This is a genomic window from Microbispora sp. NPDC046933, assembly GCF_040644635.1.
Taxonomy (GTDB): domain Bacteria; phylum Actinomycetota; class Actinomycetes; order Streptosporangiales; family Streptosporangiaceae; genus Microbispora.
Genome location: NZ_JBEYWW010000046.1, coordinates 12,911 through 39,822, shown reverse-complemented (window position 1 = coordinate 39,822; position 26,912 = coordinate 12,911). Strand labels below are relative to the sequence as shown.

Below are 26,912 nucleotides of genomic sequence, written 5' to 3'. Positions count from 1 at the left end.
CCCATGCGCTTCGTCGACGAGTACCGCGACGCGGACAAGGCGCGGGCGCTGTCCGCCAGGATCGCGAGCCTGTGCGAGCCGGGGCGGGCCTACAAGTTCATGGAGGTGTGCGGCGGCCACACCCACACCATTTACAAGCACGGGCTGGAGGACTACCTGCCCGAGACGATCACGCTGGTGCACGGCCCAGGCTGCCCGGTCTGCGTGATCCCGATGGGCCGCGTGGACGACGCGATCCACATCGCAGAACGGCCGGATGTGATCATGACGTCGTTCGGCGACATGATGCGCGTGCCCGGCGGACGCGGATCGTTCTTCGACTCCACCGCCCAGGGCGCCGACATCCGCATGGTCTACTCACCGCTGGACGCCCTGAAGATCGCCCGGCGCAACCCGGACCGCAGGGTGGTCTTCATGGCCATCGGATTCGAGACCACCGCGCCGTCGACCGCCATGACCGTGCTGCGCGCGGCGGCCGAGGGCGTGCGGAACTTCTCGGTCTTCTGCAACCACGTGACGATCATTCCCGCGATCAAGGCCATCCTGGACTCGCCCGACCTGCGTCTCGACGGTTTCCTCGGACCCGGCCACGTCTCCACGATCATCGGCTGCCGGCCGTACGAGTTCATCGCCCGCGACTACGGCAAGCCGCTGGTCGTGGCGGGCTTCGAGCCGCTGGACATCCTCCAGTCGGTCTACCTGCTGCTGCGGCAGCTCGCCGAGGGGCGGTCGGAGGTCGAGAACCAGTACGCCCGGGTGGTGCCGTGGCCGGGCAACATCAGGGCGCTGCGGGCCATCGGCGAGGTGATGGAGCTGCGGCCCTACTTCGAGTGGCGCGGCCTCGGCTTCATCTCGCACTCCGCGCTGCGCATGCGCGAGAAGTACGCGGCGTACGACGCGGAGCGGCTGTTCGAGATCCCCGGCAGCCGGGTGGCCGACCCCAAGGCGTGCCAGTGCGGCGAGGTGCTCAAGGGCGTGCTCAAGCCGTGGGAGTGCAAGGTCTTCGGCACGGCCTGCACACCGGAGACGCCGATCGGCACCTGCATGGTGTCGTCCGAGGGCGCCTGCGCGGCCTACTACAACTTCGGCCGCTTCTCCCGGCAGCGGGTGAGGGAGGCGACGCGGTGACCGACACCGGTATCACCCGTGAGGAACAGGTCCTCGAACGCATCGACCGGGCCAGGCACCGCAAGGCGCGGGTGCGCGAGGAGCACATCACGATGGCCCACGGCGCCGGCGGCAAGGCGACCCAGACCCTGATCGAGGCGGTCTTCCTCGACGCGTTCCGCAACCCGCTGCTCGAACCGCTGGAGGACGGCGCGGTGTTCGGCGCGGGCGGCGCGCGGCTCGCGTTCACCACCGACTCCTACGTGGTCTCCCCGCTGTTCTTCCCCGGCGGCGACATCGGCGACCTCGCCGTCAACGGGACCGTGAACGACCTGTCGGTGTGCGGGGCCCGGCCGCTGTACCTGTCGGCGGGATTCGTCCTGGAGGAGGGTTTCCCGGTCGAGGACCTGCGGCGGATCAGCGCGTCGATGGCGCGGGCCGCCGCGGCGGCGGAGGTGTCGATCGTGACCGGGGACACCAAGGTCGTGCAGCGCGGCAAGGCCGACGGCTGCTACGTCACCACCGCCGGCGTGGGACTGCTGGAGCGGGACGCGCGTCTCGGCGTCGCGCACGCCCGCCCCGGCGACGCCGTCCTCGTGTCCGGCCCGGTCGGCGAGCACGGTGTCACGATCATGCTGGCCCGGGGCGAGCTGGACATCGAGGCCGACGTGACGTCGGACACCGCCCCGCTGAACGGTCTCGTCGCCGCACTCCAGGCCGCTGCCGGCGAAGGGGTGCGGTGCCTGCGGGACGCGACCAGGGGCGGCGTCGCGACGATATTGAACGAGATCGCCCGCGCCTCCGGCGTCGCCGTCGTCGTCGAGGAGGACGCGGTGCCCGTACGGCCCGCCGTACGCGGAGCCTGTGAGCTGCTCGGGATCGACCCGCTCTACGTGGCCTGCGAGGGCCGGATGGTCGCGGTCGTGGGCGGGGGCTCGGCCGAACCCGCGCTCGCCGCCCTGCGGAGCCACCCGCTCGGCGAGCACGCCGCGATCGTCGGCCGCGTCCGGGACGATCCCCCCGGCCTGGTGCTGCTCAAGACCGCCTTCGGCGGCACCCGGATCATCGACGTGCTGGTCGGCGACCCGCTGCCGCGGATCTGCTGACCGGGAGGTGACTTCATCATGAGTGAGACCGAACGACCGGACACCGAGGCCAAGCGGGCGGGCGACCTGGCGTTCCGGCCGGAGGCGGCGGGCGAGCCCGGACCCGGGCGGGAGCCGTCCGCCGAGGAGGAGTCGGGCGTGACCGCGGGCGAGTCGCTCACCAGGGGCGGCGAGGAGCTCGCCGAGCAGAAGCAGGAGCCCGGACGTGACCAGGTGGGCGTGAAGGGCGAGACCGACCGTCCGCACGGCCGCTCCACCCTCGAGGACTCCACCGGCATCGCGCCGGAGGGACCCATCGACGAGGAGAGCCCCCCGCTGCCCGCGGGCGACCAGGGAGGCTAGCCCATCGGCTGGGCATGGTGCGCGCGAGGCGTCCGGAGCAGGAAGAACACGGCGGCGGCGCCGAGGGCGGTGAGCAGGGCGACGCCGCAGAGGGTCACCCGCCATCCGTCGGTGAACGCCGCCTGTTCGTGAGCGGCGACGTCGCCCGCGGCGATTCGTGCCGCCGCGGCGGCTGAGCCGGTCCTGGCGCCGACGACGCTGACCAGCACCGCGCCGAACATCGCGATGACCAGTGCCTCGGCCGAGCCACGCACGGTGTTGAGGAATCCCGCCGCCACTCCGGCGCGGTCGGGTTCGACGACGTTCATGGCCTGACCGTCGGTGATCCCGAACGACAGTCCCATCCCGACGCCGATCAGCAGCAGCGGGCCGAGCAGCGCGAGCGTCCCGATCCCCGGGTGAAGCACGGTCAGCCAGGCGTTGCCCGCCGCGACCAGGGCCAGTGCCATGGTGATCAGGGCGCGTCCGGACACACCGCGGGTCACCAGCCAGCCGCCCAGCGGCGGGGCGACCAGGACGGGGGCGGTCAGCATGAGCATCGTCACGCCCGCCTCGCTCGCCGAGACTCCGTTCACGCCCTGCAGGTAGGTGGGCAGGAAGACCAGCACGCCCAGGAAGCCGACCGAGGTCGCCAGGGTCCCCAGGCACCAGCCCATGAACGGTGCGTTCCCCACCAGCGTCAGGTCCAGGACCGGGCGATCGCTGCGCCGTTCCACCAGGGCGAAGGCCACCAGCAGCACGGCTCCCGCCGCCAGCGCGCCGAGCACCGGCGCCGCGCTCCAGCCCTGCTCGGGCCCCCGCATGACGCCGAACATCAGCAGCGCCAGCCCGCCGGCGAAGGTCGCGACTCCGGCGCGGTCCACGCGCGGGCGTTGCGCGGCCCGCGACTCGGGGGCGAACCTGCTGCCCGCCAGGACCAGCAGGCCGACGGCGACGTTCACGCCGAACGTGCCGCGCCAGCCGAACTCGCCGACCAGCCAGCCCGACAGGCTCGGGCCGATCGCGATGCCGACGCCCGCCATGGTGCCCATCCCGGCGAAGGCACGCGTCCGCGCCGCGCCCTCGAAGGTCGCCGCCAGGATCGCGCCGCCCGCCGCCATCATCCCGGCGGCCCCCACCCCGGCGAGCAGCCGTGCCGCGTTCAGCACCCAGATGCCGTCCGCGACCGCGCTGACCAGCGCCGCCACCGTGAACAGCGCCGCGCCGAGGGTGAAGACGCGGCGGCGGCCGAAGAGATCGGCCAGTGAGCCGCACACGAGCGTGAACGCCGCGAAGGTCAGGTTGTAGCCGGCGACCACCCACTGCAGGGACGCCGCCGACACGTCCAGGTCGCCCCCGATGCGCGGAACCGCCACCGCGGTGCCCGCGATCGACATGGCCAGCGCCAGGACGCCGAGCAGCACGGTGACGGCGGTCACCGGCCGGCTCACCCGTCCCGCACGTCGTGCGCCGATGCTGATGGTGCTCACGAAGTCCTCCCCGAGTCGTCGGTGGGCACCATCCTTGAACCTCAAGTTAAATTGAGGTCAAGCTCGTGGAGGGATCTCGATGGCGAAGCTGAATCCGGCCGAGCTGCTGACGGTCGGCGAGGTGTCGCGACGTACGGGAGTCGCCGTCAGCGCCCTGCGCTTCTACGAGGCGCAGGGGCTGATCTTCTCGCGGCGGACGGCGGGGAACCAGCGGCGCTACTCCCGGCACATGATCCGCCGCGTGTCGCTGATCCAGGTGGCGAAGCGGCTGGGCATCCCGCTGCGGGACGTGGCGGAAGTCTTCCGAGACCTCCCCCATGACCGCAAGCCCACCAGGCGAGAGTGGGAACGCATCGCGCGCGCCTGGTCCGCCGACCTGGAGATGCGCCGCGCCGCTCTCGAACGGCTCCAGCGCGAGCTCACCAACTGCATCGGGTGCGGCTGCGTCTCCATGAGTGCCTGCCGGCTGCTCAATCCGTACGACGAGCTGGCGAGCCGGGGCCCCGGCCCACACCGGCTCGACCCTCTTCCCGCCGACCCCGACTGAGATGACGGTCAAGGGGGATGACGATCAAGGGGGACAGTCGCGGCCCGCGGCGACCGCCGCCTGACCGAGGCTGACGCCGCCGTCGTTCGGAGGGACCCGGTGGTGGGTGAGCACCGTGAAGCCGCGCTCCTCCAGCAGGGTCACGGCCCGGCCGAGCAGCAGCAGGTTCTGGAACACGCCGCCCGACAGGGCCACCGTGGACAGACCGGTGGCCTCGCGGACCCGGGCGCATCCGGCGGCCACGATCCCGGCCACGGCGTTGTGGAACCGCGCGGCCACCACGTCGCGCGGCGCACCCGCGCGCAGGTCGTCGGCGACCGCGCGGACCAGTTCCACGCCCGGCACCGTGAACCGATCACCCGCGGGGACGAGGCCGCAGGGATACGCGTCGTCCACCACGGGGTCGGCGAGCTGCTCGAACTCGACCGCGGCCTGGCCCTCGTAGGTGATCGTGTCGCGTACGCCCGCGACCGCCGCCACCGCGTCGAACAGGCGGCCCATGCTGGAGGTGAGGGGCGCGTTCCCGCCCCGGCGGGCCAACGCGACGACGGCCGCCCACCGCCCGGCGTTGCGCCGTACGACGTCCAGGTCCTCCGGGACGTCCCCGTCGTAGGCGAGATCGAGGTAGGCCGCCGCCATGCGCCAGGGCTGCCGGATCGCGGTCGCGCCGCCGGGCATCGGCACCGGCGCCAGGTGGCCCGCGCGTTCGAAACCGGCCAGGTCGGCGACGAGGAACTCGCCGCCCCACAACGTGCCGTCCATGCCGAATCCGAGGCCGTCGAAGGCCACCCCCGCGACCGGCCCGGCGACACCGTTGTCGGCCAGGCAGGAGGCGACGTGGGCGTGGTGGTGCTGCACGCCGACCAGGTCCGCGTCCTGGTCGAGGGCCCACTTCGTGGACAGATATTCGGGATGCAGGTCGTACGCGATCACCTCGGGCGTGATGTCGAACAGCCGCCGGAAGTGCTCGACCCCCTCGGTGAACGACCGCAGGGTCTCGTAGTTCTCCAGGTCGCCGATGTGGTGGGAGACGACCGCACGGTCATCCTTGACCAGGCAGAACGTGTGCTTCAGCTCGGCGCCGCAGGCGAGCACGGGCCGGGGGGCCGCCCGGGCGAGCGGCAGCGGGTGCGGCACGTATCCCCGCGACCGCCTGATCGGCAGGTCGCGGCCCCGGAAGACCCGTACGACCGAGTCGTCCGTACGGATGTGGATGGGGCGGTCGTGGGTCAGGAAGGCGTCGGCGATGCCGCCGAGCCGTTCCAGGGCGTCCTCGTCCCGGTAGGCGATCGGCTCGTCGGACACGTTTCCGCTGGTCAGCACGATTGGCCGGCCCAGCGCCCGGAGCAGCAGGTGGTGCAGCGGGGTGTAGGGCAGCAGCACGCCCAGCCACCGGTTGCCCGGTGCTACGGACAGCGCGACGGGCGCGTCCGGCAGGCGGCGGAGCAGCACGACAGGGCGGGCGGGCCCGGTCAGCAGGCGCTCCTCGGCCGGGTCCACCACGCACAGCCGCCGCGCCGCGGCCACGTCGCCCACCATCACCGCGAAGGGCTTGTCCTCGCGGTGCTTGCGCGACCGCAGCGCCGCCACGGCGGGCTCGTCCGCCGCGAGCGCCGCCAGGTGGTAGCCGCCGAGTCCCTTGACCGCCAGCACCCCGCCCTCCCGCAGCAGCCGTACGGCCCGCTCGAGTGGGTCGCCGGCCGGGTCGCCGGCGGCACCGGTGAAGCGCAGCCGGGGCCCGCAGGCGGGGCAGCAGACGGGCTGGGCGTGGAAGCGCCGGTCGGCGGGGTCGTGGTACTCCCGGGCGCAGTCGGCGCACATCCGGAAGCCGGCCATCGTCGTGTTCGCCCGGTCGTAGGGCACGTCGCGGACGATGGTGAAGCGCGGGCCGCAGCCGGTGCAGTTGGTGAAGGCGTAGCCGCACCTGCGGTCGGCCGGGTCGGTCAGGTCGCGCAGGCAGGCGTCACAGGTCGCCACGTCCGGCAAGACGAGCGCGTGCCGCTCCCCACCGGCCGCGCTGGGCGCGATCACGAAGGTCCTGCGGCCGGTGACGGGCGCGGGGCCCGTGCTGATCCGCTCGATCACCGCCAGCGGCGGCGGGTCGCCGGTCAGCGCGGCGAGGAACCGCTCGACCAGCGCGCTGCCGCCCTCGACCTCGATGAAGACCCCGCGCTCGTCGTTGCCGACCAGCCCGGCGAGGCCGAGCCGCGTGGCGAGGCCGTACACGAAGGGCCGGAAGCCGACCCCCTGCACGATCCCCTCGACCCGGACGGCGACGGCACGCCTGCTCACCTGCACATTGTCTCAGTCAGGGAGATTGAGCACGTCGTCGAGGTTGATTCGCGGGCTGGGTTGATCGGCTGCAGCACGTGTGTGCCGCGGCGATGCCCTCGATCAGCAGCGCCTGGGCGCCGGGGCAGTCTGTCAGTACGTCACGGAAGACACCCAGCCCGAGCACGACGGACTCCGCCGGCACCTTCCTGGCCACCAGCACCCGGCAGGTCCAGGTGACGAAATCGGTGAACAGCGGAGCGTCGTGGACGTACATCGCGGCGATCAGGAAGTCGGCGATGTGGCCGAGATCCTCGGCGGTGTGCTCCAGTTGCCGCGCACTGTAGCCGCCCATCGGGGCGTACGCCTCCCTGAGCGCGTCCATGACGCGGGCCAGCAGGTTGGCGCGGTGCCGGGTCAGGTACGCGTACTCCTCGCCGCCGAGATCGGCCGCGGCGCCGCCGGAGCCGCCGGGGCCGCCGTGGGCGGCGGGGAAGGACGGCAGCCCGGCGGCGAGCCGGTCGGCCGCCGCGTCGGCGGTGGGCGCCCACGCGTCCGCGCCGAGCAGGCGGGCGAAGCGGCCGTCGGCGCCGAACCCGGCCCCGCCGGCCAGCACGGGGATGCCCACGGCCTGGCAGGCCGCGATGGTGGCGTGCGCGCGGGGCAGCCGGGTCGGCAGCGTGCAGCCGAGCGCGACCACGTCGGGCCCGGTCTGGTGCAGGTGCGTGATCAGGTGCGGGCCGGGCACGCTGGCCCCCAGGAAGTCGACGTGCCACCCTCGCAGGCGCAGCACCTCCGCCATGATGCGGGTGGGCAGCGCGTGATACTCGCCGTCCGCGCAGGCCACGGCCACCCGTCCACGGGTCGCTGCGGGCCGGACGCGCCCGGTGACGGCGGCCACGGCGCGCTCGCTGACCGCGGTCGCCGCGTGCTCGCGTGCCACCGACCACTCGTTCGACGCCCACAGCTCGCCCACCCGGCGCTGGCCCGCGGCGATGATCCGCAGCAGCACGTCCTCGGCCGGGACGCCCTCGTCGATCAGGCCCAGGACCAGGTCGACCGCGCCGTACTCGTCGGCCCGGCCGATCAGGTCCAGGTAACGCCCGGTGGCGGCCTCCAGGTCCGTCGTCACCATGATGTCTCCGTCCGTCCCGGCCCCGCGCGTACGGCGAGCAGGGCGCGGTCGTCCTGCTGGCCGCCGCCCAGACCGCCGCCCGGACCGCCGCCCGGACCGCCGCCCAGCCACTCGGTGCTGAGCTGCTCCAGGCGCTCCACCAGGGCGTCGGCCGGCATGCCGGCGCAGGTCGCCAGCGCCTCCTTCAGCCGCTCCTCGCCGAACATCTCCCGGCCGCTCGGGCCGCCGAACGCCTCGGTGATGCCGTCGCTGTACAGCAGGCACACCTCGCCGGGCGCCAGGTCGAGCGTGACGGGCCGCAGGGCGATCCTCTTCAACGCGCCGAGGATCGAACCTCGGACGGCGACCTCCTCCACCGTGCCGTCCCGGCGCAAAACCAGCGGCGGCGGGTGCCCGGCCACGGCCAGGTCCACCAGCACGTGATCGCCGGGTGCGGTCCGCAGCGCGGCGAGGATCATCGTGACGTAGGCGTTCGGCGCCGGGGAGGCCAGCAGCGACCGGTTGAGCAGCTCGAGCAGCCGGTCGGGGCGGCTTTCCAGCAGCAGCAGCGTACGCAGGCTGTGGCGGACCTGACCGGCCAGGACCGCCGCGCGGGCGCCCTTGCCGCAGACGTCGCCCAGGATGACCAAGGGGGGCCGTTCCACGATCCCGGTGTCGGGCGCCGCGTCGGGCAGGTAGACGTCGTAGAAGTCGCCGCCGATGGCGCCCGCCTGCTGCGAGGCCCGCAGCCGGCCGGCCAGCCGCATGCCCTCGATCTCCGGCAGGTCGGGCGGCAGCAGGTCGCCGGTGAGGATGGCGTTGATCGTGCTCTGCTCCCGGAACAGGGAGGCCGCCGAGATCGCGGCCCCGGCCCGGGTCGCGAGGTCGCGCGCCATCACCTCGTCGTCGTCGCCGAACGCCGGCCCCCCGGCGCGGCGGGCGAGCACGACCGCCCCTGCGGGCACGCCGTTGCCGGGCAGCGGGAGCACCAGCAGGTGGCCGGCCGGGCCGAACCCCTCCGGCAGCAGCCAGTCCGGCACGCCGCCCGGCTCCTGCTGTCCCGCGGCGCCGTGCCGCAGGCCCGCGAGCGCGTCGGTCAGGCCGGGCACCTCCGCCGCCGCGGCGGCCGGCAGGGTGCCCTCCTCCACGCCGTACCGGCCGGAGACGGCGCGCACCCACTCCACCCGGCGGCGTGAGGTGGGCGGCAGCAGCACGATCGCCACGTCGGACAGGAACTCGGTGCCCAGCTCCGTCGCGGCCCGGGCGCAGCGGTGCGGGTTGAGCGAGGCGGACAGGCGGCGGGCGGCCTCCAGCAGGAACTCGGTGCGTCGGGCCGCCTCCTCCGCTTGGTCGGTGAGGTACCAGGCGACCCCGCCCTCGCCGACCGCCTCCACACGCACCCCGATCACCCGGCCGCCGTGCGTCACGCTCCGGCCGGCGGGCGCGGACGAGAGGGAGTCGAGCGGCGCGGGCGGGGGCCTGCCCACCTCGACCCGCGGCACCAGGCGGACCGCCTCCGCGTTGGCCAGCGTCACGACGCCGTCCGCGTCGCACACGACGATGCCCTCGCCGCTGCGCTCCAGCAGCGCCGCCATGAGGTCGAGGGACGGCCGTACGCCGCTGTGGCGGGGGTCGGCGGAGCCGGTGGCGCCTCTCACCCGTGCGTTCCCGTCATGGCCGCGTCCCCCGACGTCCGATTCGTTCCTCCAGCCTACCTTTGCCCCATAAATGGGGATATCGCACTAGTTGCCGCGGGCCGGGGTCGCGTTCCGGCCCGCGGCGGGGTGGGCTCAGCCCTTGGCGCAGGCGGCGCCGTTGAGCGTGAACTGTGCGGGGACGCCGTTGGTTCCGGCGGTGGACCTGCCGTTCAGGCCGAAGTTGACCGAGCCGCCGGCCGGGATGGTGCCCGTCCACGACTCGTTGGCGGCCGTGACCCGCTTGCCGCTCTGGGTCGCCTTGGCGTTCCAGACGCTGTTGATCGTCTGGTCACCCGGGAAGGAGAAGACCAGCGTCCAGCCGTTGATCGCCGTCGCGCCGCCGTTCCTGATCGTCACGTCGGCGTTGAAGCTGCTCCCCCAGTCCGAGAGCCGGTACGTCACCGTGCACGCGGCGGGAGTCACCGACGGCGAAGGAGACGGGGAGGGTGAGGGCGAGGGCGACGGGGAGGGCGACGGGGAGACGGAAGGGGAGGGGGAGGCGGAAGGGGACGGGGACGGGCTGGTCGAGGGGCCTGCGCCGTTCTTCGCCGCCTGCCGCTGCGAGTGGGCGCGGAAGGCCGCCAGTTCCGGGGCGCCCGCGGAGACGCCGAACTTCCCGTCCACGCTGTGGTCCTGATACCACCAGAACGCGCTGCCGTCGCCGTCGGCCGCCTCGAAGTCGGAGAACAACGCGCTCCACCAGGCGGAGCGATCGACGTTGTGGACGTTGAACTCCCCCATGAAGAACGGTTTGCCGACGAGGTTGTGCGAGTCGGAGATCCAGGCGCGGATCAGCGCCTTGGTCTGGTCGATGCCCAGGTTTGCCCATGACTCGGTCGGATAGGGGTGGGCCGAGGTGAAGTCGACGTACGGCGACTGGTGGATGGAGACGAACGGGTTGCCCTCGTCACCGCCGAAGCCGTACTTCGTGCCGTGTCCCTCCAGGCCGGTGCCCAGCATGTGGTTGGGGTCGATCCCCTTCACGAAGGCGCCCATCTCGTCGACTCACGCGCGCAGGGTCGTTCCGTTGACGTTCTCCGAGGCGCTCTGGTCCTGGTAGCGCGGCTCGTTCATCAACTCCCAGGCGAAGATCGTCGGATCGTCCTTGTACCTGATCCCGCTGTAGTGGTTGACGCGGTTGAGCGCGTGACTCACGTAGTTCTTGTACGAGGTGAAGCAGCCGGGGCACCTCGTCTTGTCGAAGAACGCCGCCCGCCCCGGGTGGCCGCCGGACAGGCCCTCCCACTGGAGCCGGGTGTCGATGCCGCCGTAGGCCTCCCAGTAGTTCTCGAAGACCGGGATCAACTTGACGCCGTGCGCCTTGGCCGACTGGATGATGTAGTCGAACTGGGCGAACTCCTGCTCGTTGTAGACGCCCTTGGACTTCTCGAACCCGTGCCAGTCCTCGTGACTGAACATCCACACCCGCAGCACCGTGACCTTGTCGGCCTGGAGGTTCGCGAAGTGCGCGTCGATCCGCGCCTTGTCCATGTACTGCGTCTCGGTGTCGCCCGAACCGCTGCCGAAGGTGAACAGGTCGTAGGTGTTCGCGCCGGCGAAGTAGAAGGTTCTGCCGTCGAGGCAGAAGTGGATCCCGCAGCGGTAGGCGAACCCGGCAGGGACTGCGGCGGCCCCGGCGCGCTGCACCGACGCGCCGGTGAGAGCCGGCACGAGAGCGAGCAGGGCCGCGGCGATCACGGCGAGGGCGACGGGCAGACGGCGTAAGGCAGGGGGGTGGTCTTTCACGTGCTTCTCCCTGAATCGGTTGAGCGCCGGAACCAGAAGGTTGTCCGGTTGCCATTGAGTGAAAGACTTAACCAGTTAAGTTTCAAGACCCAAACATGGGCGGGTTCGGACCGGTGATGGATCGTTCCAACAGACGCGACGGCGTCGCGGGCCGGGGTCAGGACCGGCCCGCGACGCGCTCGCTCCTACTCGGCCCTCTTACTCGGCCCTCTTACTCGGCCCTCTTAGTCGGCACGGACGTTGTCGATGAGGAAGGTGCCGGGGCTCACCCAGACGAACATGCCGCGCACGTCCTTGAGGTCCTCGGTCGTGCAGGACATCGCGGAGGTGAGGTCGATCTCCACCGTCCCCGTGCCGTCCTGGTTCTGCCAGCCCCATGTGGACTGGCACCAGGCCCAGCCGGAGCCGGTCTGCAGCGCGACGCTGGTCGAGGTGCCCGCGGCCCCCGTCTTGATGTCGTACTTCAGCGTGCCCTTGGCCGACAGGTCGACGGGCTCGGGGAAGGCCGCGCCGAACCAGCCGCCGCCGGTCGCGTCCACCCGCAGCCCGTGCGTGCCGTCGGTGGCCCACTCGGCGGACTGGGCGACCGTGCCGGCGTCGCTCTGCCAGTTGCCGGGCGCCCAGCCCTGCACGCCGTCCTCGAAGGAGAACAACCTGATCGCCGCGCCCGGGTCGGGCTTGACGGTCACCGTGATCGTGGCGGTGCCGGACCACCGCAGCAGACTGTCACGCACCCGGTAGGTCGCCGTGGCCCGGCCGCTGAAGCCCTCCGCGGGGGTGAAGGCGACCTTCCCCGACGCGTCGGCGGTGAACGTGCCGCCGGTCACGGTCAGGCTCGCCTGACGGCCCGCCGTGGCCGGGTCGAGGTCGAGCGTCTCCGGCCTGATCCTGGCGAGGTACGCGATGTCGTTGGCGGTGGCGTCCACCGTGACCGGCGTGCCGAAGGTCGTGACGGCCGTGTCGTCGTCGGCCACCGGCGGGAAGATCGGCAGCCTGCCGCGGATCGTCGCCGACGCGTTGGTGATCGTCGTGCACACCGGGCCGGGGCAGTAGACGGTGAAGCCGTCGTAGTCGGGATAGAGGGTGCCGTCGTCCTGCGTGCCCGCGATCAGCCAGTACAGGAAGCCCGCCCCGCCACCGGACACGAAGGCGTCCGTCCACTCCCGGTAGACGGGGTTGCGCACGGCCTTGCTCAGCAGGCCGAACTCGCCGAGCATCACGGGCTTGCCGATCCTGCGGCCGTCGGCGAGGTGCCTCTTGATCCAGGTCGTGCCCCAGGCGGCGTCCTTGCCCCATCCGTCCGGATAGAGGTGCAGGGACATCAGGTCCATCTTCGGCAGCTTCGCCAGCGCGACCGTGTCCACGCCCTCGCCGCAGTTGTCGGTCCAGTCGGAGCCGCCGGGGTCGGTGCAGTAGAAGCCCTCGTCACCCGCGCCGACCAGGTGCCTGCCGTCCACCGACTTGATGTGGCGGGACATCTCGTCCGCCCAGGCCGTGACGGTGGCCGTGGTGCAGCCGGACGAGGTCGGGTAGTTGCCCGACCCCTTGCACCGGGGTTCGTTGGCCAGCTCCCAGGCCATGATCGTGGGGTCGTCCTTGTAGGCGACGCCGGTCAGCGTGTTGACCCGGTTGAGCAGGTGGCTGATCCAGTCCTTGAACCAGCCCTTGATCGTCGGGTTCGTGTAGAAGTCGTCGTGATGCTGACCCTTGGCCCAGCGGACGTACTGGTCCATGCCGCCATAGGCGTTCCAGTTGTTGACGAACGGGATGACCAGCTTGATCCCGGACTGCCTGGCCTTCCACAGCACGTAGTCGAGGTGCTCCAGGCCGTCCGCCCCGTCGTTGTAGGCGGGTTTGACCCCGTCCCAGTACTGGAAGTAGACGCCGTCCGCCTTGCCCTGGATGGAGTCGGACCCGTCCTGGTTGCCGATGTCCAGCGACCCCCAGTTGCGGATCACGGACAGATCGGCGGCCTTGGCGCGGGCGAACACGTCGTCCACCATCGCGTGCGACTTGTACATCAGGTAGTAGTTGTTGGTCCCGGCGAAGCGGAACGGCTTGCCGTTCAGCACGAGGTGGGCGCCCGCGCGCTTCACGAAGCCGGAATCGCCGGTCGCGGCGCTCGCCGTGGCCGGCGCGGCGGTCAGCCCCGCGAGCATGGCGGCCAGCACGGCAGCCGTGCGTAATCCTCTCGGTCCTCTCATCGACGCTCCTTGTGGTCGGGGAGGCCCGGGCCGGTCAGGTGCCCGGGTCGTCGTCCTGCAACAGGACGAGGGCGGCGGCGCCGAACAGTCCGGCGTCGCGGCCCAGGGAGGTCGGGTCCACCCGCAGGCGCCGCAGGAAGCCGAGCCCGGCGTTCCTCTCGATCGCCTGCCTGAGCGGGTCGAACAGGATCGGCCCCGCAGCGGCCACGCCCCCTCCGATGACGACGTGGTCGAGGTCGAACAGGGCGGACGCCGTGAGCACGGCGGTGGCCAGCGCGTCGGCTGCGCGCCGGAAGGCCAGCGTGGCGGTGGGGTGCCCGGCCCGGGCGTCGGCGGCCAGCGCCCGCGCGTCCTCGCCGGTCCAGCCGTTCGCGGCGGCCCACCGGACCATGCTGGGCCCGCTCGCGACGGTCTCGACGCAGCCGACACCCCCGCAGGGACACGGCTCGCCCCCGGGATCGACCGTGATGTGGCCGATGTGCCCCGCGTTGCCGGTCGGGCCGACGTACGGCACGCCGTCGAGGACGAAGCCTCCGCCGACGCCGGTGGAGACCACCATGCCGAGCATGGCCCGGCTCCGCTCGTGGCCGTCCCGGGACAGGCCGCGCCACCACTCCCCGAGCGCCATGCACTGGGCGTCGCCCGCGAGCCGTACGGGCCGGCCGGGCAGCACCTCGCCGAGCGCGTCCACCAGCGGGAACTCGCGCCAGGCGGGGATGTTCACCGGGCTGACGGTGCCCCGGCCCGGGTCGAGCGGCCCGGCCGAGCCCACTCCGATCCCGTCGAGGCGGGCGGGCGGCACCCGCTCGGTGATCCGGCCCACGACCTCCGACAGCGTCCGGTCGGCCGAGCCTGGGCCGCGCAGCGGCACCTCGGCGCGGGCCAGCATCTCTCCGTCGGGCGCGACGGCCGCGGCGGCGAACTTCGTGCCGCCGATGTCCACCGCGAGGACGGTCATCGCCGCATCCCCAGCCCCTCAAGTGTCACTTAACCGGATAAGGTCCGGCCAAAGTATTCGGTGCGTGACCGCCACGTCAACGGGCGATCACCGATGTGATCCCTCCGCGACCTCCACGATCCCCGACCGCGACGAGAATGCGCAGCCAGGCGCGGGTGATCAGCCGGTCGCGGGGTACGCCGCGAGAGATCGGCCGAACCGGTTCAGTGGGAAAGGTTCACCACAACAGGGGGGTATCCATAATTCCGATGGGTTAGGTAGGGTTAGCGGGTGCATTTCGACTACACCATGGCGATCGGCTCGTTCCTGGTCGCCGTCGTCGTCGGCCTGACCGGCATGGGCGGCGGCGCCCTGATGACGCCCATGCTCGTGACGTTCTTCGGCGTGCCACCCCTCGCCGCCGTCTCCAGCGACCTCGTCGCCGCCGCCGTCATGAAACCGGTGGGCAGCCTCGTGCACCTGCGCCGGGGGACGGTCAACCTGAGACTCGTCGCCTGGCTGTGCGCCGGCTCGGTCCCCGCGGCGTTCTGCGGCGTGCTCATCGCCCGCGCGCTGGGCAAGGGCGAGGCGGTGCAGGAGGTGATCCAGAAGGGTCTCGGCATCGCCCTGCTCATCGCGGCGGCGGGCCTGGCCGTACGCGGCTACCTCGCGATGCGCGACCGCGCCGAGGGCCGCACCCCCGAGACCGGCCGCCGCACCGCCGCCCCCGGCGAACCGGCCGCGACCGAGATCCCCTCCGTCACCGTACGGCCGCTGCCGACCGCGCTGGTGGGGGCCGTCGGCGGGCTGGTGGTCGGCATCACCTCGGTCGGCTCCGGCTCTCTGATCATCGTGGCCCTGCTGGCGCTCTACCCCGCGTTGAAGGCCAACCAGCTCGTCGGGACCGACCTGGTCCAGGCCGTGCCGCTCGTCATGTCGGCCGCGCTCGGGCACCTGCTGTTCGGCGAGTTCACGCTGTCGGTCACGGTGGCGCTGCTGGCGGGCTCCATCCCTGGCGTCTACCTCGGCTCGCGGATCTCCTCGCGTGCCCCCGGCGGGCTGATCCGCCGCGCCCTGGCGTTCGTGCTGCTCGCCTCGGCGCTGAAGATGTTCGGCATCGGCAACACCGAGACCGTCTGGGTGCTGCTCGCCGTGCTGCTGCTCGCCCCGGCCTTCTGGATGGTCCTGCGCGTGCGGTGCGGCCTGCCCGCCCTCCCCTGGCGGACACCCTCGGAGAACCCCGCGGAAGGCCAGGCGAGGCAGGAGGCTCAGGCCGCCGGGAGGTGACGGCGCAGGAAGTCCATGGCCAGCGCCCACGCCGTACGGCCCGCCTCCGGGTTGTGGAACATCGGCGCGAAGAAGTTGTGGAAGGCGTGACCGGCCTCCTCCTGCACGTGGACCTCCACGTTCGCCCGTCCGGCCGCCGCCGCCTCCACGACCGCCACCCTGTCCCGGGGGATGTAGGGGTCCCGGCCGCCGAAGTGGAACTGGATCGGGCAGCGGATGTCGCCCATCAGCCGCGGCGCGTCCGGCACGGCAGAGCCGTAGAAGGACAGCACGGCCGACAGGCCGGGCACGCCGGCGCGGGCCGCCACCGCGTAGGCCAGCGAGCCACCGAGGCAGAAGCCGAGCATGCCGGTCCCGCCCGTCACCTCGGGCCGGGCCGCGAGCGCGGCCAGCGCGGCGGCGCAGTCGTCGGCGCCCTTCTCGGGGTCGAAGTCCGCCGACAGCTCCAGCGAGGCGCGCAGCCCCTCCTCGTCGTGCGCGGCCGCCCAGCCGGGCCGCAGCCGCCAGAACAGGTCCGGCACGCCCACGACGTAGCCGAGCGCGGCGAGGTCGGCGGCGACGGCCCTGATGTAGTCGCTCACTCCCCAGATCTCCGGGATCAGCAGCAGCCCCGGGCCGCTCCCCCGCTCCGGAATCCACAGGCGCAGGTCGAAGCCGCCGTCCGCGACCGTCACCGTCTGCGTGCGCTCGGGCATCGGTACCTCCCATCCGCGGTGCCGACCGCGATCATCTCACGGGCCGTTACCTTGGTGATCGTGACACCCTCTCCCGCTCCCCGCATCGAGATCGACGGCCGCCCGCCCACGGTCGAGCAACTCGGCCACCGCGCCCTGGTGAACTACGGACACTTCACCGCCATGCAGGTCAGAGGGTTCGCGACCCGCGGCCTCGCCCTGCATCTGGACCGGCTCGACGCCGCCAGCCGGGAGCTGTTCGGCACGGGCCTGGACGGCGACCTGGTCCGCCGCCGGATCCAGCACGCACTGGGCGACACCCCCGACGCGTCGGTCCGCGTCGTCGTCCACCGGCCCGACCCGGACGCCGCGCCGTCCGTCATGGTCGTCGTGCGGCCGCCGGTCCCCGCGCCGGAGGGACCTGTTCGCCTGAAGTCCGTGCCCTACCAGCGGCCGGTCGCGCACATCAAGCACGTCGGGAGCTTCGGGCAGATCCACTACGGCGAGCTGGCCGAGCGCGAGGGGTTCGACGACGCGCTGCTCACCGGACCGGGAGGCGTGATCGCCGAGTCCGGCGTCGCCAACGTCGCCTTCTTCGACGGGTCGCGGGTGACCTGGCCGGACGCACCCTGCCTGCACGGCATCACGATGCGGCTGCTGGAGCCCCGGCTGCCCGCCGCCGGGTTCCCGTCCCGTCGGGCACCGGTGCGGCTGGCCGACCTGCCGTCCTTCCGTTCGGTGCTGGTGACCAACTCTCACGGAGTCGCCCCCGTCGACAGGGTGGACGACCTCGCCCTGCCCGTCGACGCCGCGTTCGCCGCCGCCGTCGCGGAGATCTACGAGTCCGTCCCGTGGGACCCGATCTGACCCGCGAGGTAAGACCCCTGACGTAGCGCGGCGGGACGGCGATACGGGCGGGGTAGCGACGGTCCCGCCGGACGGACGATCTCACGGGCCGTCCGGGCCGGGAGGATCGGGAGACGTGATCAAAGCGATGGCCGCGCTCCTCACCGCCGCCGCCCTTCTCGTCTCCCTTCAGAGCTGCGCCTCCCCGCCCCGCCCCCGCCCCTCCTCGGACTGCGGTCCCGGCGCGACCTGCGGCACGCTGCGGGTGCCGCTCGACCGGACCGACCCGGCGGCGGGCACGATCGCGATCGGCTACACGCTGGTGCGCCACCTCGACGGCTCGCGCCCCGCCCAGGGGACGGTCGTGCCCAACCCCGGCGGCCCCGGCGCCTCGGCCACCGCCGCCCTCGCCATGTACGCCACCGGCTACCGCGACCTGCTCAGAACCCACGACCTGCTGCTGGTGGACCCGCGCGGGACCGGCGTGTCGGAGCCGCTGCGCTGCCGCGCGGCGGCCGGGGTGACCACCGCCACCGCGCGGGCGAAGATCGTGGCGGCGATCGGCGCCTGCGGCGCCGAGCTGGGCGACCGGGCCCGCCACTACACGACGGCCGCCGCCGCGGACGACATCGACGCCGTCCGCGCTCACCTGGGGATCGACCGGCTCGACCTGCTCGGCCAGTCGTACGGCACCTATCTGATGACCGTGTACGCCCGGCGGCACCCGGACCACGTCGGGTCGATCGTGCTCTCGGGGGCGTACCCGCTGCGGTTCGACCCATGGGCCAGGCAGAACGCGCAGGCCCTGCGCCGGGCGGTCGGCGCGCTGTGCGACCGCTCACGCGGCGCGTGCGAGGGGCGGGCGGTGCTGGCGGACCTCGCCACGGTCGCCGCCCGCCTGCGGCGCGGCCCGGTGCCACTGGAGGGCGGTCCGCTGGACGAGGCGGCCCTCGCCGGGATGGTCTACCAGGTCGCGTCGGACGACCCCGAGCTGTTCGGGCGGCTGCCCGCGATCCTGCGCCGGGCCGCCGGCGGCGACACCGGGCCGCTCGCGGCGCTGGCCGGCCAGGTCCGCGACGGCGCGGTGCGAGACGGCGACGACTTCAGCGTGGCCCTTTTCGCCGCGGTGGTCTGCGGCGACTACCCGGTGCCGTGGGCCGCGGGCACGCCGGTCGCGGACCGGCCCGCACGGTATCGCGCCCGGCTGGCCCGGCTCGATCCCGCGGACTTCCGGCCCTTCAGCCCAAAGGCCTGGGTGAGCGGCATCCCCGACCGGGGCGACGTCTGCGCGGGCTGGCCGGGCGTGGCGGCGACGCCGTCCGGCGGGCCGCCGCCCCGCGTGCCGGTGCTCGTGGTGTCGGGCGAGTTCGACCTGAACACCCCGGTCGAGGAGGGACGCCTGGCGGCCGGCCAGTACCCGCGGGCTGAGACGGTGACCGTGCCGAACAGCGGGCACGTGCCGGAGAGCGGCGGCAGCGCGGCCTCCTGCGTGGTCGCGCTGCAGACCGCCTTCGTCCGCACCGGGAGGCTGCCCGCCGCGGACTGCCTCGGCGGCGTCCCGGCCGTCACGGTCGAGCGGGTCTAGAGTTCGCGCAGCGCGGGGAGGAGCTCCTTCTCCGCCCACTCGAAGAACTCCCGCTGGCGCTCCCGCCCGACCTGCACGAGCGCGATGTGGGTGAAGCCGGCCTCGGTGTACTGCCGCACGGCCTCGACCACGGCGCCGACGTCCGCGCCGCAGGGCACCTTCTCCGCCACGTCCTCCGGCCGTACGGTCTCGGTCGCGGCGGCGAAGTTGACCGGCGCGGGCAGCTCCGACATGACCTTCCAGCCGGTCACCGACCAGCGCCACAGCCGGTGCGCACGCTCGACCGCGGCGTCCCTGTCGGGGTCGTAGCAGACGGCCAGCTGGCCGTAGACGGGCTTGCCCTCGCCGCCGGACGCGGCGAACTTCTCCACCAACGACCCGTCCGGGTCGGTCGCCACGAGGCCGTCGCCGAGCTCGGCCGCGATGTCCACCGACTGCTCGCCGGACGCGGCGACCGCGATGGGCACCGGCCTCTCGGGCAGGTCGAACAGCCGGGCCGAGTCGATGTCGAAGTACTCGCCGCGGTAGTTGCGGTAACCGCCCTGGAAGAGCTCCTTGATGACCTCGATGGCCTCGCGGAACATCTCGTGCCGGGTGTTGACCGGCGGCCAGCCGTGCCCGACCACGTGCTCGTTCAGGTTCTCGCCCGCGCCCACGCCGAGGGTGAACCGGCCGTCGCTGAGCACACCCATCGTGGCCGCCTTCTGCGCCACCACGGCGGGGTGGTAACGCATGATCGGGCATGTCACGTACGTCATCAGCGGCAGCCGTTCTGTGGCCTGCGCCGCCGCGCCCAGCACCGACCAGGCGTACGGAGAGTGGCCCATCTCCTCCAGCCACGGGAAGTAGTGGTCGGAGACGACCGCGTAGCCGAAGCCGGCCCGCTCGGCCGCGACCGCGTCCTCCACCAGCTCCTTCGCGGGCGATTGCTCGCTCATCAGGGTGAAACCGATCTCTGCCATACGGCCCCCCTACCCACTGGCGGGCGGTCAGACCGCTGTCAGACGGCGCGGTGGTACTGGTCGGGCCAACGCCCGCGCACACCGAGCTCCCGCGCCGCCAGGTTCACCCGTGACCGTTTAAACGAGCTTGACCAGTCACATCCCTTTACCGTACCTTTGTAACTGCCAAAGAAATTTAAGACAGTTACAACGGCGACCTGGACGGTAATGATGTTCTACGACTACTCCCTGGCCACCGAGCGCGTCACCCAGTTGCACCGCGAGGCCGACAACGCACGCGTCGCCAACCGCCTGGCCGCGGCCCGGCGCTGGTCGCGTCTCGCGTCCTGGGCGCAGCGTCAGGCCCGCAGGGCGAGCCACGACCTGGGCTGACGGCCGTCACCGCGTCGGTCCGGAAGGGAAGGGCCGATGCGTACGACATCCGACATCCGCACGGCGGTGGTGAAGCCGGTCATCGCCGCCCTCATGGAGGACGCGGGCACCGGCCTCGACTACGGCAGCAGGCCCGACCGCCTGCCGGGCCTGCTCACTCCCCTTGACCGCTTCTTCGTCCGCAACCACGCCCCGACCCCCCGCCTCGACCCCAGAACCTGGGCGCTGCGCGTGGAGGGCGGCGGCGTACGCCGTTCCGTCCGCTACACCTACGACGACCTGTGGCGCCGGTTCCCGCTCGTGTCCGTCGTCCGCACCCTGGAGTGCGCGGGCAACCGGCGCGCCCTCTTCGGGGCCGAGCACGGCCACCGCTTCGGCGGGGTGCAGTGGGGCCGCGGCGCGATCGGCACCGCCGAGTGGACCGGGATCCCGCTGCGCGACCTGCTCGAACCGGCGGGCCTCACGGACGCCGCCGTCGAGGTGATGCCGGAAGGGCTCGACGAGGCGCGCGGGCGCCGCCCGATGCCCCTCGCCAAGGCCCTGGCCCCCGACACCCTGCTCGCGCTCGCCATGAACGGCGAGATCCTGCCGCCCGACCACGGCTTTCCCGCCCGTGTCGTGGTCTCCGGCTGGCTCGGCGCCGCGAGCATCAAGTGGGTGGGCCGAATCGAGGTGTCCGACCGGCCGCTGCGCGTGCCGTGGAACACCGAGGACTACGTGATCGTCGCCCCCGGCCGTCCGGCGGCGCCCATCACCTCGACACCGGTCGCGAGCCTGGTCGAGCTGCCGTGGCCCGCGCGGCTGTGCCCCGGCCCGCAGACGATCCGCGGCCGGGCGTACGCCGGGGAGGACCGCGTGGCCGCCGTCGACTACCGGATCGACGACGGCCCCTGGCGGCCCGCCGCCCTCGACGGGCCGGACCTGCCGGGCGTCTGGACCCGCTGGCGGTTCCCCTGGGACCCCTCCCCGGGAGCGCACGTCGTGCGGGTGCGGGCCACCGACGAGCACGGCCGCTCCCAGCCCGAGGCCACCCCCTGGAACGACCTCGGCTACTGCCACAACTCGGTGCTCCCCCACCCCGTCCTGGTGGCTTAGGGCTGGTCGCCTAGGGGACGAGCACCACCTTGCCCGTGGTCGCGCGGGTCTCCAGCGCGGCGTGCGCGGCGGCGGCGTCCTTGAGCGGGAAGCTCTGCACCAGCGGGACCAGCGCCCCCGACCCCGCCGCCGCCAGCGCCCGCTCCTCCAGGCCCCGCAGGCCGCCCGGCCGCTTCAGCACCCGCGGGCCGACCGCCACCGCCGCGGTGATGCCGCGCGCGTACAGGTCCTCCGTGGTCAGCGCGGTCGGGCCGCCCTGCGCGTCCGCCCAGCCGAACAGCACGATCCTGCCGCCGACGCCGAGCAACTCCAGGGTCGTGCGCCCGAGGTCCCCGCCGACGCCGTCGAGCGCCAGCGTGACCTCCTGGTCGCCGAGGAGCGCCCGCACCTCGTCGGGCCAGCCGGGAGCGGTGTAGTCCACGGCGTGGTGGGCGCCCAGCGCTTGCACCCGGCGAATCTTCTCCTCACCGCCGGCGAGCCCGACGACCGTGGCACCGGCCCGCAGTGCCGCCTGGACAAGCAGGTTGCCGATGCCTCCCGCCGCCGCCGTCACCACGACGACGTCGTCCGCCCGGATCTCCGCGACGTCGAGGATGCCCATGGTCGTCCGGCCGGTGCCGATCATCGCCACCGCCTCGCCATAGCCCAGGCCGTCCGGGATCTCGTGGACCGCCGAGGCGTCCCGTACGGCCAGTTCCGCGTAGCCGCCGGGAGCCATGCCGAGATGGGTCACCACCCTCCTGCCGACCAGGCCCGGATCGACCTCCGGCCCGACGGCGTCGACGACCCCGGCGACCTCCCGGCCGGGGATCGTGGGCAGCTCGGGGACGGGGATCGGGCCGCCGGCGTACTTCCCGGCCCGCAACGTGGTGTCGACCAGGTGCACCCCCGCCGCCCGTACGGCCACGCGGACCTGGCCGGGCCCGGGCTCGGGATCCTCGACCTCCTCGTAGACGAGGTTCTCCGCGGGACCGAAGGCGTGCAGTCGTATGGCGTACATGTGTCCGTTATAGATCTCCGAGCCGCGCCCCCACATCGGGCTTTGGACCTAGGTCCTGTGAACCGATCGGAGCATCCGGCGCGATAGACGAGACATGCGTCCCTTCCCCCTGCGGCTCCCCCGCGGGCGCCCGCATCCGCCACCGGTGAGCCCGTCCAGCGACGACCACGACCTGATGGCGGCGGTGGCGGCGGAGCGCGTCGAGGCGCTGCGGCTGCTGCACGACCGGCACGCGCCCTGGCTGCGCGCCCGCCTGCTGCGCAGGTGCGCCGACCCCGACCTCGTGGACGACGCGATCCAGGACACGTTCGTCGCGGTCTGGCGCGGGGCGCGGCGCTACACGCCACAGGGCGAGGACGCCGCCGCGTGGATCTGGACGATCGCCGCACGGCGGCTGGCCTCCGGGCTGCGGCGGCCGGGCGGACGCTGGATCGCCGCCGCCACGCTCACCGAGGCTGACGCCCGCCTCGCCTCCGCGGAGGACAACGTGCTGCTCGGGGTCGAGCACGGCGACCTCGGCGGCGCCCTGGCCCGCCTGTCGCCCGAATTGCGCGCCGTGATCCAGGCGACCGTCCTCGACGGCCTGACCGTCCGCGAGGCCTCCCGGCTGCTCGGCATCCCCGAGGGCACCGTGAAGACCCGGCTCATGCGGGCCAAGGCCCGGCTGAGAGAGGAGCTGGCATGACGACCGGCGACTGGCATATCCCGCCTGACCTGCTGGAACGCTACCTGGACGGCACGCTCGACCCGGTGGGCGTCATGTCCGTGGAAGCCCACCTCGTCCGCTGTGGCCGGTGCCGTACGGCGGTGCCCGCCGACGAGGGGTGGCTCGCCGCGTCGTGGGAGCGGATCGCGGCGGAGGTCACGGCGCCCAGGCCGCCCCTGGCGGAGCGGCTGCTGCGCGGCGCCGGCGTCCCCGGGCACCTGGCCCGGCTGCTCGCCGCGACGCCCGCGCTGAGCCGCGCGTGGGCGGCGGCCGTCGCGGCCGCCCTCGGCTTCGCGGTGGCGGCCGCGCACCTGGCCGAGCACGGTCTCCTCGCGTTCCTGACGCTGGCCCCCGTGTTGCCGACGGCGGGCATCGCGCTCGCGTACGGCCGCCGGATCGACCCCGCCCACGAGACGTACGCCGCCACACCCATGGCGGGGGCGCCGCTGCTGCTGGTGCGCTCCGTCGCCGTGCTCCTGACGGCACTCGCGCTGACCGCCCTGGCCGTGCCGCTGCTGCCGGCCGCGACCATGCCACCCGTCGCCTGGGCCTGGCTGCTTCCCGCGCTGGCGCTGACCTCGGGCTGCCTGGCGCTGGCCACGCGGGTGCCGCTGCCTCTCGCCGCCGTGGCCCTGTGCGGCGGCTGGCTCTCGGCCGTGACCGCGGTGGGAGCGGTGACCGACGACCGCACGCTGCCGTTCCGGCCCGCCGCGCAGGTGCTCTACGGCTGCGCGGCGGCGCTGCTCACCCTCGTCCTGTACGTCCGGCGCCACCGCCTCGATCCCGCTCTGGAGCCCAGATGACCCCCACCGTCAGTGTGCGCGGCCTGCGCAAGCGATATGGCCGCACGCCCGTGCTCGACGGCCTCGACATCGCGTTCGACGTGGGCGTGACGGGCCTGCTCGGACCGAACGGCGCGGGCAAGACGACGCTGCTGCGCTGCCTGGCCACGACGCTCGCACCCGACGCCGGGGAGTTGCGCGTCCTCGGCCTCGACCCGGCCACGACGTCCGGGCGGACCGAAGTGCGCCGGCGGCTCGGCTACCTGCCGCAGGACCCGGGCTTCTATCCGCACTTCACCGCCTTCGAGACGCTCGACTACGTCGCGATCCTCAAGGAGATCACCGACCGGCGCGAGCGGCACCGGGAGGTGACGCGGGTGCTCGACGAGGTCGGCCTCACGGACCGGGCACGCACGAAGGCGCGCAAGCTGTCGGGCGGCATGCGGCAGCGGCTCGCGCTCGCCCAGGCCCTGCTGGGCGGGCCCGATCTGCTCGTCCTGGACGAGCCCACGGTCGGCCTCGACCCCGAGCAGCGGCTGCGGCTGCGTGCCCTGGTCTCCCGGCTGGGCGAGAGCCGTACGGTGCTGCTGTCCACACACCAGACGGAGGACGTCGCGGCGCTGTGCGAGCGGGTGGTCGTGATGGAGGGCGGGCGGATCCTGTTCGACGGCACCCCCGCCGGGCTCGCCGCCGTCGCCGCAGGCCGGGTGAGCCTCGGCGACCACCGCCCCGGGCCCGGCTCGCTCTTCTGGCGTACGGCCGACGGGCGCTACCGCACCATCGGCGACGCCCCGGCGGAGGCCGTCCCGGCCGAACCGACGGTGGAGGACGGCTACCTGCTCCTCGTCGGCCGCACCGAGGAGGCCGCGTGAGCCTGACGCGGTTCGAGGCCGCCCTCCTGCTGCGCAGCCCGCTGGTCTGGGGGTCCGCGGTGCTCATGGTCGCGCTGCGCGTGTGGCAGACCTGGTCCCGCGCGCCCGCCTGGCCCGAGGTGACGATCGACACCGCGTACGGCTGCATGCTGGTGGGGGCGGGCGCGCTGCTGGCGGCGAACCTCGCCGTGAACCGGGAGCGGCGCCACGGCATGCCGGAGACCATCCGGGCGCTGCCGGTCCGCGCCCCGGCCAGGACCCGGGCGCTGCTGGCCACCGCTCCGGCGGTCGCCGCCGTGGTGGCCTGCGCGGCCACGGCGGTCCACCTGCTGAGCCTGCTGCCCGCCCGCCCAGCGGGCCGGTTCGATCCGTGGGAGGCGCTGACCGGGCCGGCGGGGGCGGCGCTCTGCGGCGTCCTCGGCGTCACCGTGGGCCGGTGGTTTCCCGGGCCGGCCACCGGGCCCGTCGTCCTCTTCGCGGTCGCCGCGCCCGTGGAGCTGTCCAGGTCCGGTGGTTCGTGGGCGGCGCTGCTCCCGGTGATCCTGCGTCACGACCTGCCCGTGGAGATCAACCCGCGGCCGTCGGGGGCCCATCTCGTCTATCTCCTCGCCCTGATCCCGCTGGTCGCCGCCCTGGGAATGTCCCGGTACGGCATGCGGCCCCGGCGCTCGCTCGCGGCGCTGGCCGGACTGGCGGTCGCGGTGCCCGCGGGGGCCGTCGCGATCGCCGGTACGCACGACGCGGTGCCCCAGGAAAGGCTGGCGCGGTGGCTGACTCCCGAGGCACAGCGCTGCCGGGACATCGAGGGAGTGCGTTACTGCGCCTATCCGGGCTACGAGGCGTGGATCCCGCGCTGGACACGCGCCGTACGGCCCGTGATCGCCGCGGTTCCGCCCGCCGCGCGGGACCTGGTGCCCGAGATCCGGCAGCGGGTCGGCGACGTCTCCTCCGGCCAGGGACGGGGGACGATGATGAAGCCCACCTGGCCACATCCCACCGGCCCGTTCTTCCTCTGGGGCAGGCACGGGACCGCGGAGCTCTCCGAGGCCTGGCTCGGCGGTCAGGTGGCGGCCCGGGTGGCCGGTCTGTCTGATCCCGAGTGGTGGCGCGTGTCGATCACCGATCCGATCTACGGCGCCTCCGACGTCTTCGTCCGCGTGGGCACTCCCGGATGCGCCGGGTGGCGGCAGGCCCGCACGCTGGTCGCCCTGTGGCTGGGCGGCCAGGCCGGGCCGGTGCGCACGGCCGCCTCGTCCTGGGCGCAGACGAAGGACTCCGAACGGCCCGCCGCCGAACGCCTCTACCGGTACGCCGAGCGCCTGGTCGCGCGCCCGGACGCCCGGTCGCGGATGTGGGCCCACTGGACGACGCTCATCGACCCGAAGACCACGGTGGAGCAGGCGCTCCCGCTGCTCGGCCTCACCCCGGACCCCGACGACAGGAAGGACTGCTCGTGATCCGTACGGCACTGATCCTCGTCCGCCCGATGCTGCGGGCCGTCGACTGGGCGCCGCTCGCCTGGACCTGGCTGGCGTCCGTGGCGATGATCGTCGCCGCCGCCCTCACCCGTGGCGCGGTGGTGAGCTGCGACGCCGTGGTCCTGTCGCGGCTGTCCGCCGGGGCGATGGGCGCGACGGCGGGGTTCGCCCTCGTCGATCCCATGGCGTACGGCGCGCTCGCGACGCCCGTGCCGCGATGGCTGCGGATGTGGCTGCGCACCGCGCTCGCCGCCGGGGCGGCCCTCGCGGCCTGGGGGACGTCCCTCGCGCTGATCGTCGCCTTCCTGCCTCACGGCTCCCCGCTGCTCGCCGGAGACCTGGCGCTTGAGGCCGCGACGTGCGTGCTCACCGGGCTGTCCGGCGCCGCCGTCGCCGTACGGCTACGTCCCCGGCACGGCCGTTCCGCGGCCCTGGCGGGCACGGCGGCGCAGTTCGCGCTGCTCGCGCTCACGCTCTTCCTGACCGCCGAGCTGTGGCTGTGGCCGCTGCAGAACGACCCGCAGTGGCCGGTGGCCCATCGGCTGTGGCTCGTCATTCTGCCGCTGCCGGTGGCGTGCCTCGCGTTGGCGAACGGGAATCCCGTGGCACGGAGACCGGCCAGGTGGAGTCACAGAGTTATGACGTTCTTCATTGGGTTTTTCCCTGGCGGCCCTTATGCTCGCACCAAGTCCTCTTTACTACCGTGAGTGAGG

General features: G+C 73.3%; 25 protein-coding genes. 14 read left to right on the top strand and 11 right to left on the bottom strand.

Translation table 11 applies throughout. The features are described from left to right. The first annotated feature begins 3 nt into the window (after positions 1 to 3). Genes hypD through ABZ857_RS39020 form a run of 3 tightly spaced genes read left to right on the top strand, consistent with a single transcriptional unit; the run spans position 4 to position 2,555 of the window. Positions 4 to 1,128, top strand: coding sequence for a hydrogenase formation protein HypD (gene hypD, locus ABZ857_RS39030; protein ID WP_357054208.1), 1,125 nt, complete (start codon positions 4 to 6; stop codon positions 1,126 to 1,128). After that, positions 1,125 to 2,213 (top strand): hydrogenase expression/formation protein HypE, encoded by a 1,089-nt coding sequence (gene hypE, locus ABZ857_RS39025; RefSeq protein WP_357054205.1) that lies wholly within the window; start codon positions 1,125 to 1,127, stop codon positions 2,211 to 2,213. The genes hypD and hypE overlap by 4 nt, the downstream gene beginning before the upstream one ends. 18 nt (positions 2,214 to 2,231) lie before the next feature. Continuing rightward, positions 2,232 to 2,555: a hypothetical protein gene (locus ABZ857_RS39020; protein WP_357054202.1), complete on the top strand. Its 324-nt coding sequence runs from the start codon at positions 2,232 to 2,234 to the stop codon at positions 2,553 to 2,555. Here the strand turns inward: ABZ857_RS39020 and ABZ857_RS39015 are convergent. Continuing rightward, positions 2,552 to 4,024 (bottom strand): MFS transporter, encoded by a 1,473-nt coding sequence (locus ABZ857_RS39015; RefSeq protein WP_357054200.1) that lies wholly within the window; start codon positions 4,022 to 4,024, stop codon positions 2,552 to 2,554. The genes ABZ857_RS39020 and ABZ857_RS39015 overlap by 4 nt on opposite strands. A 79-nt stretch (positions 4,025 to 4,103) precedes the next feature. Between ABZ857_RS39015 and soxR the strand changes: the two genes are divergently transcribed. Beyond that, on the top strand, positions 4,104 to 4,571 hold the full coding sequence (soxR, locus tag ABZ857_RS39010) for a redox-sensitive transcriptional activator SoxR (RefSeq protein ID WP_357054198.1): 468 nt from the start codon (positions 4,104 to 4,106) through the stop codon (positions 4,569 to 4,571). 24 nt (positions 4,572 to 4,595) lie between these two features. Here the strand turns inward: soxR and hypF are convergent, their stop codons facing one another. The 7 genes from hypF to ABZ857_RS38975 form a co-directional block, all read right to left on the bottom strand. Further along, complete coding sequence (hypF, locus tag ABZ857_RS39005) at positions 4,596 to 6,863, bottom strand: carbamoyltransferase HypF (protein WP_357054195.1); 2,268 nt, start codon at positions 6,861 to 6,863, stop codon at positions 4,596 to 4,598. A 16-nt stretch (positions 6,864 to 6,879) separates the two neighbouring features. Further along, the gene (locus tag ABZ857_RS39000; RefSeq protein ID WP_357054192.1) at positions 6,880 to 7,977 is read right to left on the bottom strand and encodes a cobalamin-dependent protein; all 1,098 of its coding nucleotides are present in this window, start codon (positions 7,975 to 7,977) and stop codon (positions 6,880 to 6,882) included. Beyond that, entirely contained in the window at positions 7,971 to 9,614 is a 1,644-nt protein-coding gene (locus tag ABZ857_RS38995) for a SpoIIE family protein phosphatase (protein ID WP_357054189.1), read from the bottom strand. Before ABZ857_RS38995 ends, ABZ857_RS39000 begins: the two co-directional genes overlap by 7 nt. A gap of 132 nt (positions 9,615 to 9,746) precedes the next feature. After that, complete coding sequence (locus ABZ857_RS38990) at positions 9,747 to 10,649, bottom strand: cellulose-binding domain-containing protein (protein WP_357054186.1); 903 nt, start codon at positions 10,647 to 10,649, stop codon at positions 9,747 to 9,749. Between the two features lie 9 nt (positions 10,650 to 10,658). Then, positions 10,659 to 11,399, bottom strand: a complete 741-nt coding sequence (locus ABZ857_RS38985) for a hypothetical protein (RefSeq protein ID WP_357054183.1) — start codon at positions 11,397 to 11,399, stop codon at positions 10,659 to 10,661. A 224-nt stretch (positions 11,400 to 11,623) separates the two neighbouring features. Then, positions 11,624 to 13,603 (bottom strand): cellulase family glycosylhydrolase, encoded by a 1,980-nt coding sequence (locus ABZ857_RS38980; RefSeq protein WP_357054180.1) that lies wholly within the window; start codon positions 13,601 to 13,603, stop codon positions 11,624 to 11,626. A gap of 34 nt (positions 13,604 to 13,637) precedes the next feature. Next, complete coding sequence (locus ABZ857_RS38975; RefSeq protein ID WP_357054177.1) at positions 13,638 to 14,561, bottom strand: ROK family protein; 924 nt, start codon at positions 14,559 to 14,561, stop codon at positions 13,638 to 13,640. 270 nt (positions 14,562 to 14,831) lie between these two features. Here ABZ857_RS38975 and ABZ857_RS38970 point away from each other — a divergent pair, with 270 nt between their 5' ends. Continuing rightward, on the top strand, positions 14,832 to 15,827 hold the full coding sequence (locus ABZ857_RS38970; RefSeq protein ID WP_357054174.1) for a sulfite exporter TauE/SafE family protein: 996 nt from the start codon (positions 14,832 to 14,834) through the stop codon (positions 15,825 to 15,827). On the opposite strand, the gene ABZ857_RS38965 is transcribed toward ABZ857_RS38970, so the two are convergent. Continuing rightward, entirely contained in the window at positions 15,809 to 16,522 is a 714-nt protein-coding gene (locus ABZ857_RS38965) for a dienelactone hydrolase family protein (protein ID WP_357054170.1), read from the bottom strand. The two genes, ABZ857_RS38970 and ABZ857_RS38965, sit on opposite strands and share 19 nt — an antisense overlap. A 60-nt stretch (positions 16,523 to 16,582) precedes the next feature. Here ABZ857_RS38965 and ABZ857_RS38960 point away from each other — a divergent pair, with 60 nt between their 5' ends. Both ABZ857_RS38960 and ABZ857_RS38955 read left to right on the top strand, forming a co-directional pair. Then, positions 16,583 to 17,368 (top strand): aminotransferase class IV, encoded by a 786-nt coding sequence (locus tag ABZ857_RS38960; RefSeq protein ID WP_357054167.1) that lies wholly within the window; start codon positions 16,583 to 16,585, stop codon positions 17,366 to 17,368. A 115-nt stretch (positions 17,369 to 17,483) separates the two neighbouring features. After that, positions 17,484 to 18,932, top strand: a complete 1,449-nt coding sequence (locus ABZ857_RS38955; RefSeq protein WP_357054164.1) for an alpha/beta fold hydrolase — start codon at positions 17,484 to 17,486, stop codon at positions 18,930 to 18,932. Here the strand turns inward: ABZ857_RS38955 and ABZ857_RS38950 are convergent. Continuing rightward, positions 18,929 to 19,894, bottom strand: a complete 966-nt coding sequence (locus tag ABZ857_RS38950) for an LLM class F420-dependent oxidoreductase (RefSeq protein ID WP_357054161.1) — start codon at positions 19,892 to 19,894, stop codon at positions 18,929 to 18,931. The two genes, ABZ857_RS38955 and ABZ857_RS38950, sit on opposite strands and share 4 nt — an antisense overlap. A 207-nt stretch (positions 19,895 to 20,101) precedes the next feature. On the opposite strand from ABZ857_RS38950, the gene ABZ857_RS38945 reads away from it, so the two are divergent. Together ABZ857_RS38945 and ABZ857_RS38940 are read left to right on the top strand one after the other, a co-directional pair. Further along, a complete protein-coding gene (locus ABZ857_RS38945) occupies positions 20,102 to 20,266 on the top strand; it encodes a hypothetical protein (protein ID WP_357054158.1) in 165 nt (54 codons plus the stop codon). Between the two features lie 36 nt (positions 20,267 to 20,302). Then, the gene (locus tag ABZ857_RS38940) at positions 20,303 to 21,361 is read left to right on the top strand and encodes a sulfite oxidase (RefSeq protein ID WP_357054155.1); all 1,059 of its coding nucleotides are present in this window, start codon (positions 20,303 to 20,305) and stop codon (positions 21,359 to 21,361) included. A 10-nt stretch (positions 21,362 to 21,371) separates the two neighbouring features. Here ABZ857_RS38940 and ABZ857_RS38935 read toward each other — a convergent pair whose 3' ends face one another. Further along, entirely contained in the window at positions 21,372 to 22,361 is a 990-nt protein-coding gene (locus ABZ857_RS38935) for a zinc-binding dehydrogenase (RefSeq protein WP_357054152.1), read from the bottom strand. A gap of 94 nt (positions 22,362 to 22,455) precedes the next feature. Between ABZ857_RS38935 and ABZ857_RS38930 the strand changes: the two genes are divergently transcribed. From ABZ857_RS38930 to ABZ857_RS38910, 5 genes are read left to right on the top strand one after another with little or no spacing between them, the layout of a single operon-like run. Then, positions 22,456 to 23,046, top strand: coding sequence for a sigma-70 family RNA polymerase sigma factor (locus ABZ857_RS38930; protein ID WP_357054149.1), 591 nt, complete (start codon positions 22,456 to 22,458; stop codon positions 23,044 to 23,046). After that, entirely contained in the window at positions 23,043 to 23,870 is an 828-nt protein-coding gene (locus ABZ857_RS38925) for a zf-HC2 domain-containing protein (RefSeq protein ID WP_357054146.1), read from the top strand. The genes ABZ857_RS38930 and ABZ857_RS38925 overlap by 4 nt, the downstream gene beginning before the upstream one ends. Next, positions 23,867 to 24,721 carry an ABC transporter ATP-binding protein gene (locus ABZ857_RS38920; RefSeq protein ID WP_357054143.1) on the top strand — a complete coding sequence of 285 codons (855 nt, stop codon included), beginning with the start codon at positions 23,867 to 23,869 and terminating at the stop codon, positions 24,719 to 24,721. The genes ABZ857_RS38925 and ABZ857_RS38920 overlap by 4 nt, the downstream gene beginning before the upstream one ends. Then, positions 24,718 to 26,178: a hypothetical protein gene (locus ABZ857_RS38915; RefSeq protein WP_357054140.1), complete on the top strand. Its 1,461-nt coding sequence runs from the start codon at positions 24,718 to 24,720 to the stop codon at positions 26,176 to 26,178. Before ABZ857_RS38920 ends, ABZ857_RS38915 begins: the two co-directional genes overlap by 4 nt. Continuing rightward, positions 26,175 to 26,906, top strand: a complete 732-nt coding sequence (locus ABZ857_RS38910; RefSeq protein WP_357054137.1) for a hypothetical protein — start codon at positions 26,175 to 26,177, stop codon at positions 26,904 to 26,906. Before ABZ857_RS38915 ends, ABZ857_RS38910 begins: the two co-directional genes overlap by 4 nt. Positions 26,907 to 26,912: the final 6 nt, after the last annotated feature.

Coding starts and splice junctions, on each gene's coding strand:
- hypD (WP_357054208.1), top strand. CDS start 4: ATGCGCTTCGTCGACGAGTACCGCGACGCGGACAAGGCGCGGGCGCTG.
- ABZ857_RS39020 (WP_357054202.1), top strand. CDS start 2,232: ATGAGTGAGACCGAACGACCGGACACCGAGGCCAAGCGGGCGGGCGAC.
- soxR (WP_357054198.1), top strand. CDS start 4,104: ATGGCGAAGCTGAATCCGGCCGAGCTGCTGACGGTCGGCGAGGTGTCG.
- ABZ857_RS39000 (WP_357054192.1), bottom strand. CDS start 7,977: ATGGTGACGACGGACCTGGAGGCCGCCACCGGGCGTTACCTGGACCTG.
- ABZ857_RS38990 (WP_357054186.1), bottom strand. CDS start 10,649: ATGGGCGCCTTCGTGAAGGGGATCGACCCCAACCACATGCTGGGCACC.
- ABZ857_RS38980 (WP_357054180.1), bottom strand. CDS start 13,603: ATGAGAGGACCGAGAGGATTACGCACGGCTGCCGTGCTGGCCGCCATG.
- ABZ857_RS38975 (WP_357054177.1), bottom strand. CDS start 14,561: ATGACCGTCCTCGCGGTGGACATCGGCGGCACGAAGTTCGCCGCCGCG.
- ABZ857_RS38965 (WP_357054170.1), bottom strand. CDS start 16,522: ATGCCCGAGCGCACGCAGACGGTGACGGTCGCGGACGGCGGCTTCGAC.
- ABZ857_RS38950 (WP_357054161.1), bottom strand. CDS start 19,894: ATGGCAGAGATCGGTTTCACCCTGATGAGCGAGCAATCGCCCGCGAAG.
- ABZ857_RS38945 (WP_357054158.1), top strand. CDS start 20,102: ATGATGTTCTACGACTACTCCCTGGCCACCGAGCGCGTCACCCAGTTG.
- ABZ857_RS38940 (WP_357054155.1), top strand. CDS start 20,303: ATGCGTACGACATCCGACATCCGCACGGCGGTGGTGAAGCCGGTCATC.
- ABZ857_RS38935 (WP_357054152.1), bottom strand. CDS start 22,361: ATGTACGCCATACGACTGCACGCCTTCGGTCCCGCGGAGAACCTCGTC.
- ABZ857_RS38930 (WP_357054149.1), top strand. CDS start 22,456: ATGCGTCCCTTCCCCCTGCGGCTCCCCCGCGGGCGCCCGCATCCGCCA.
- ABZ857_RS38925 (WP_357054146.1), top strand. CDS start 23,043: ATGACGACCGGCGACTGGCATATCCCGCCTGACCTGCTGGAACGCTAC.
- ABZ857_RS38920 (WP_357054143.1), top strand. CDS start 23,867: ATGACCCCCACCGTCAGTGTGCGCGGCCTGCGCAAGCGATATGGCCGC.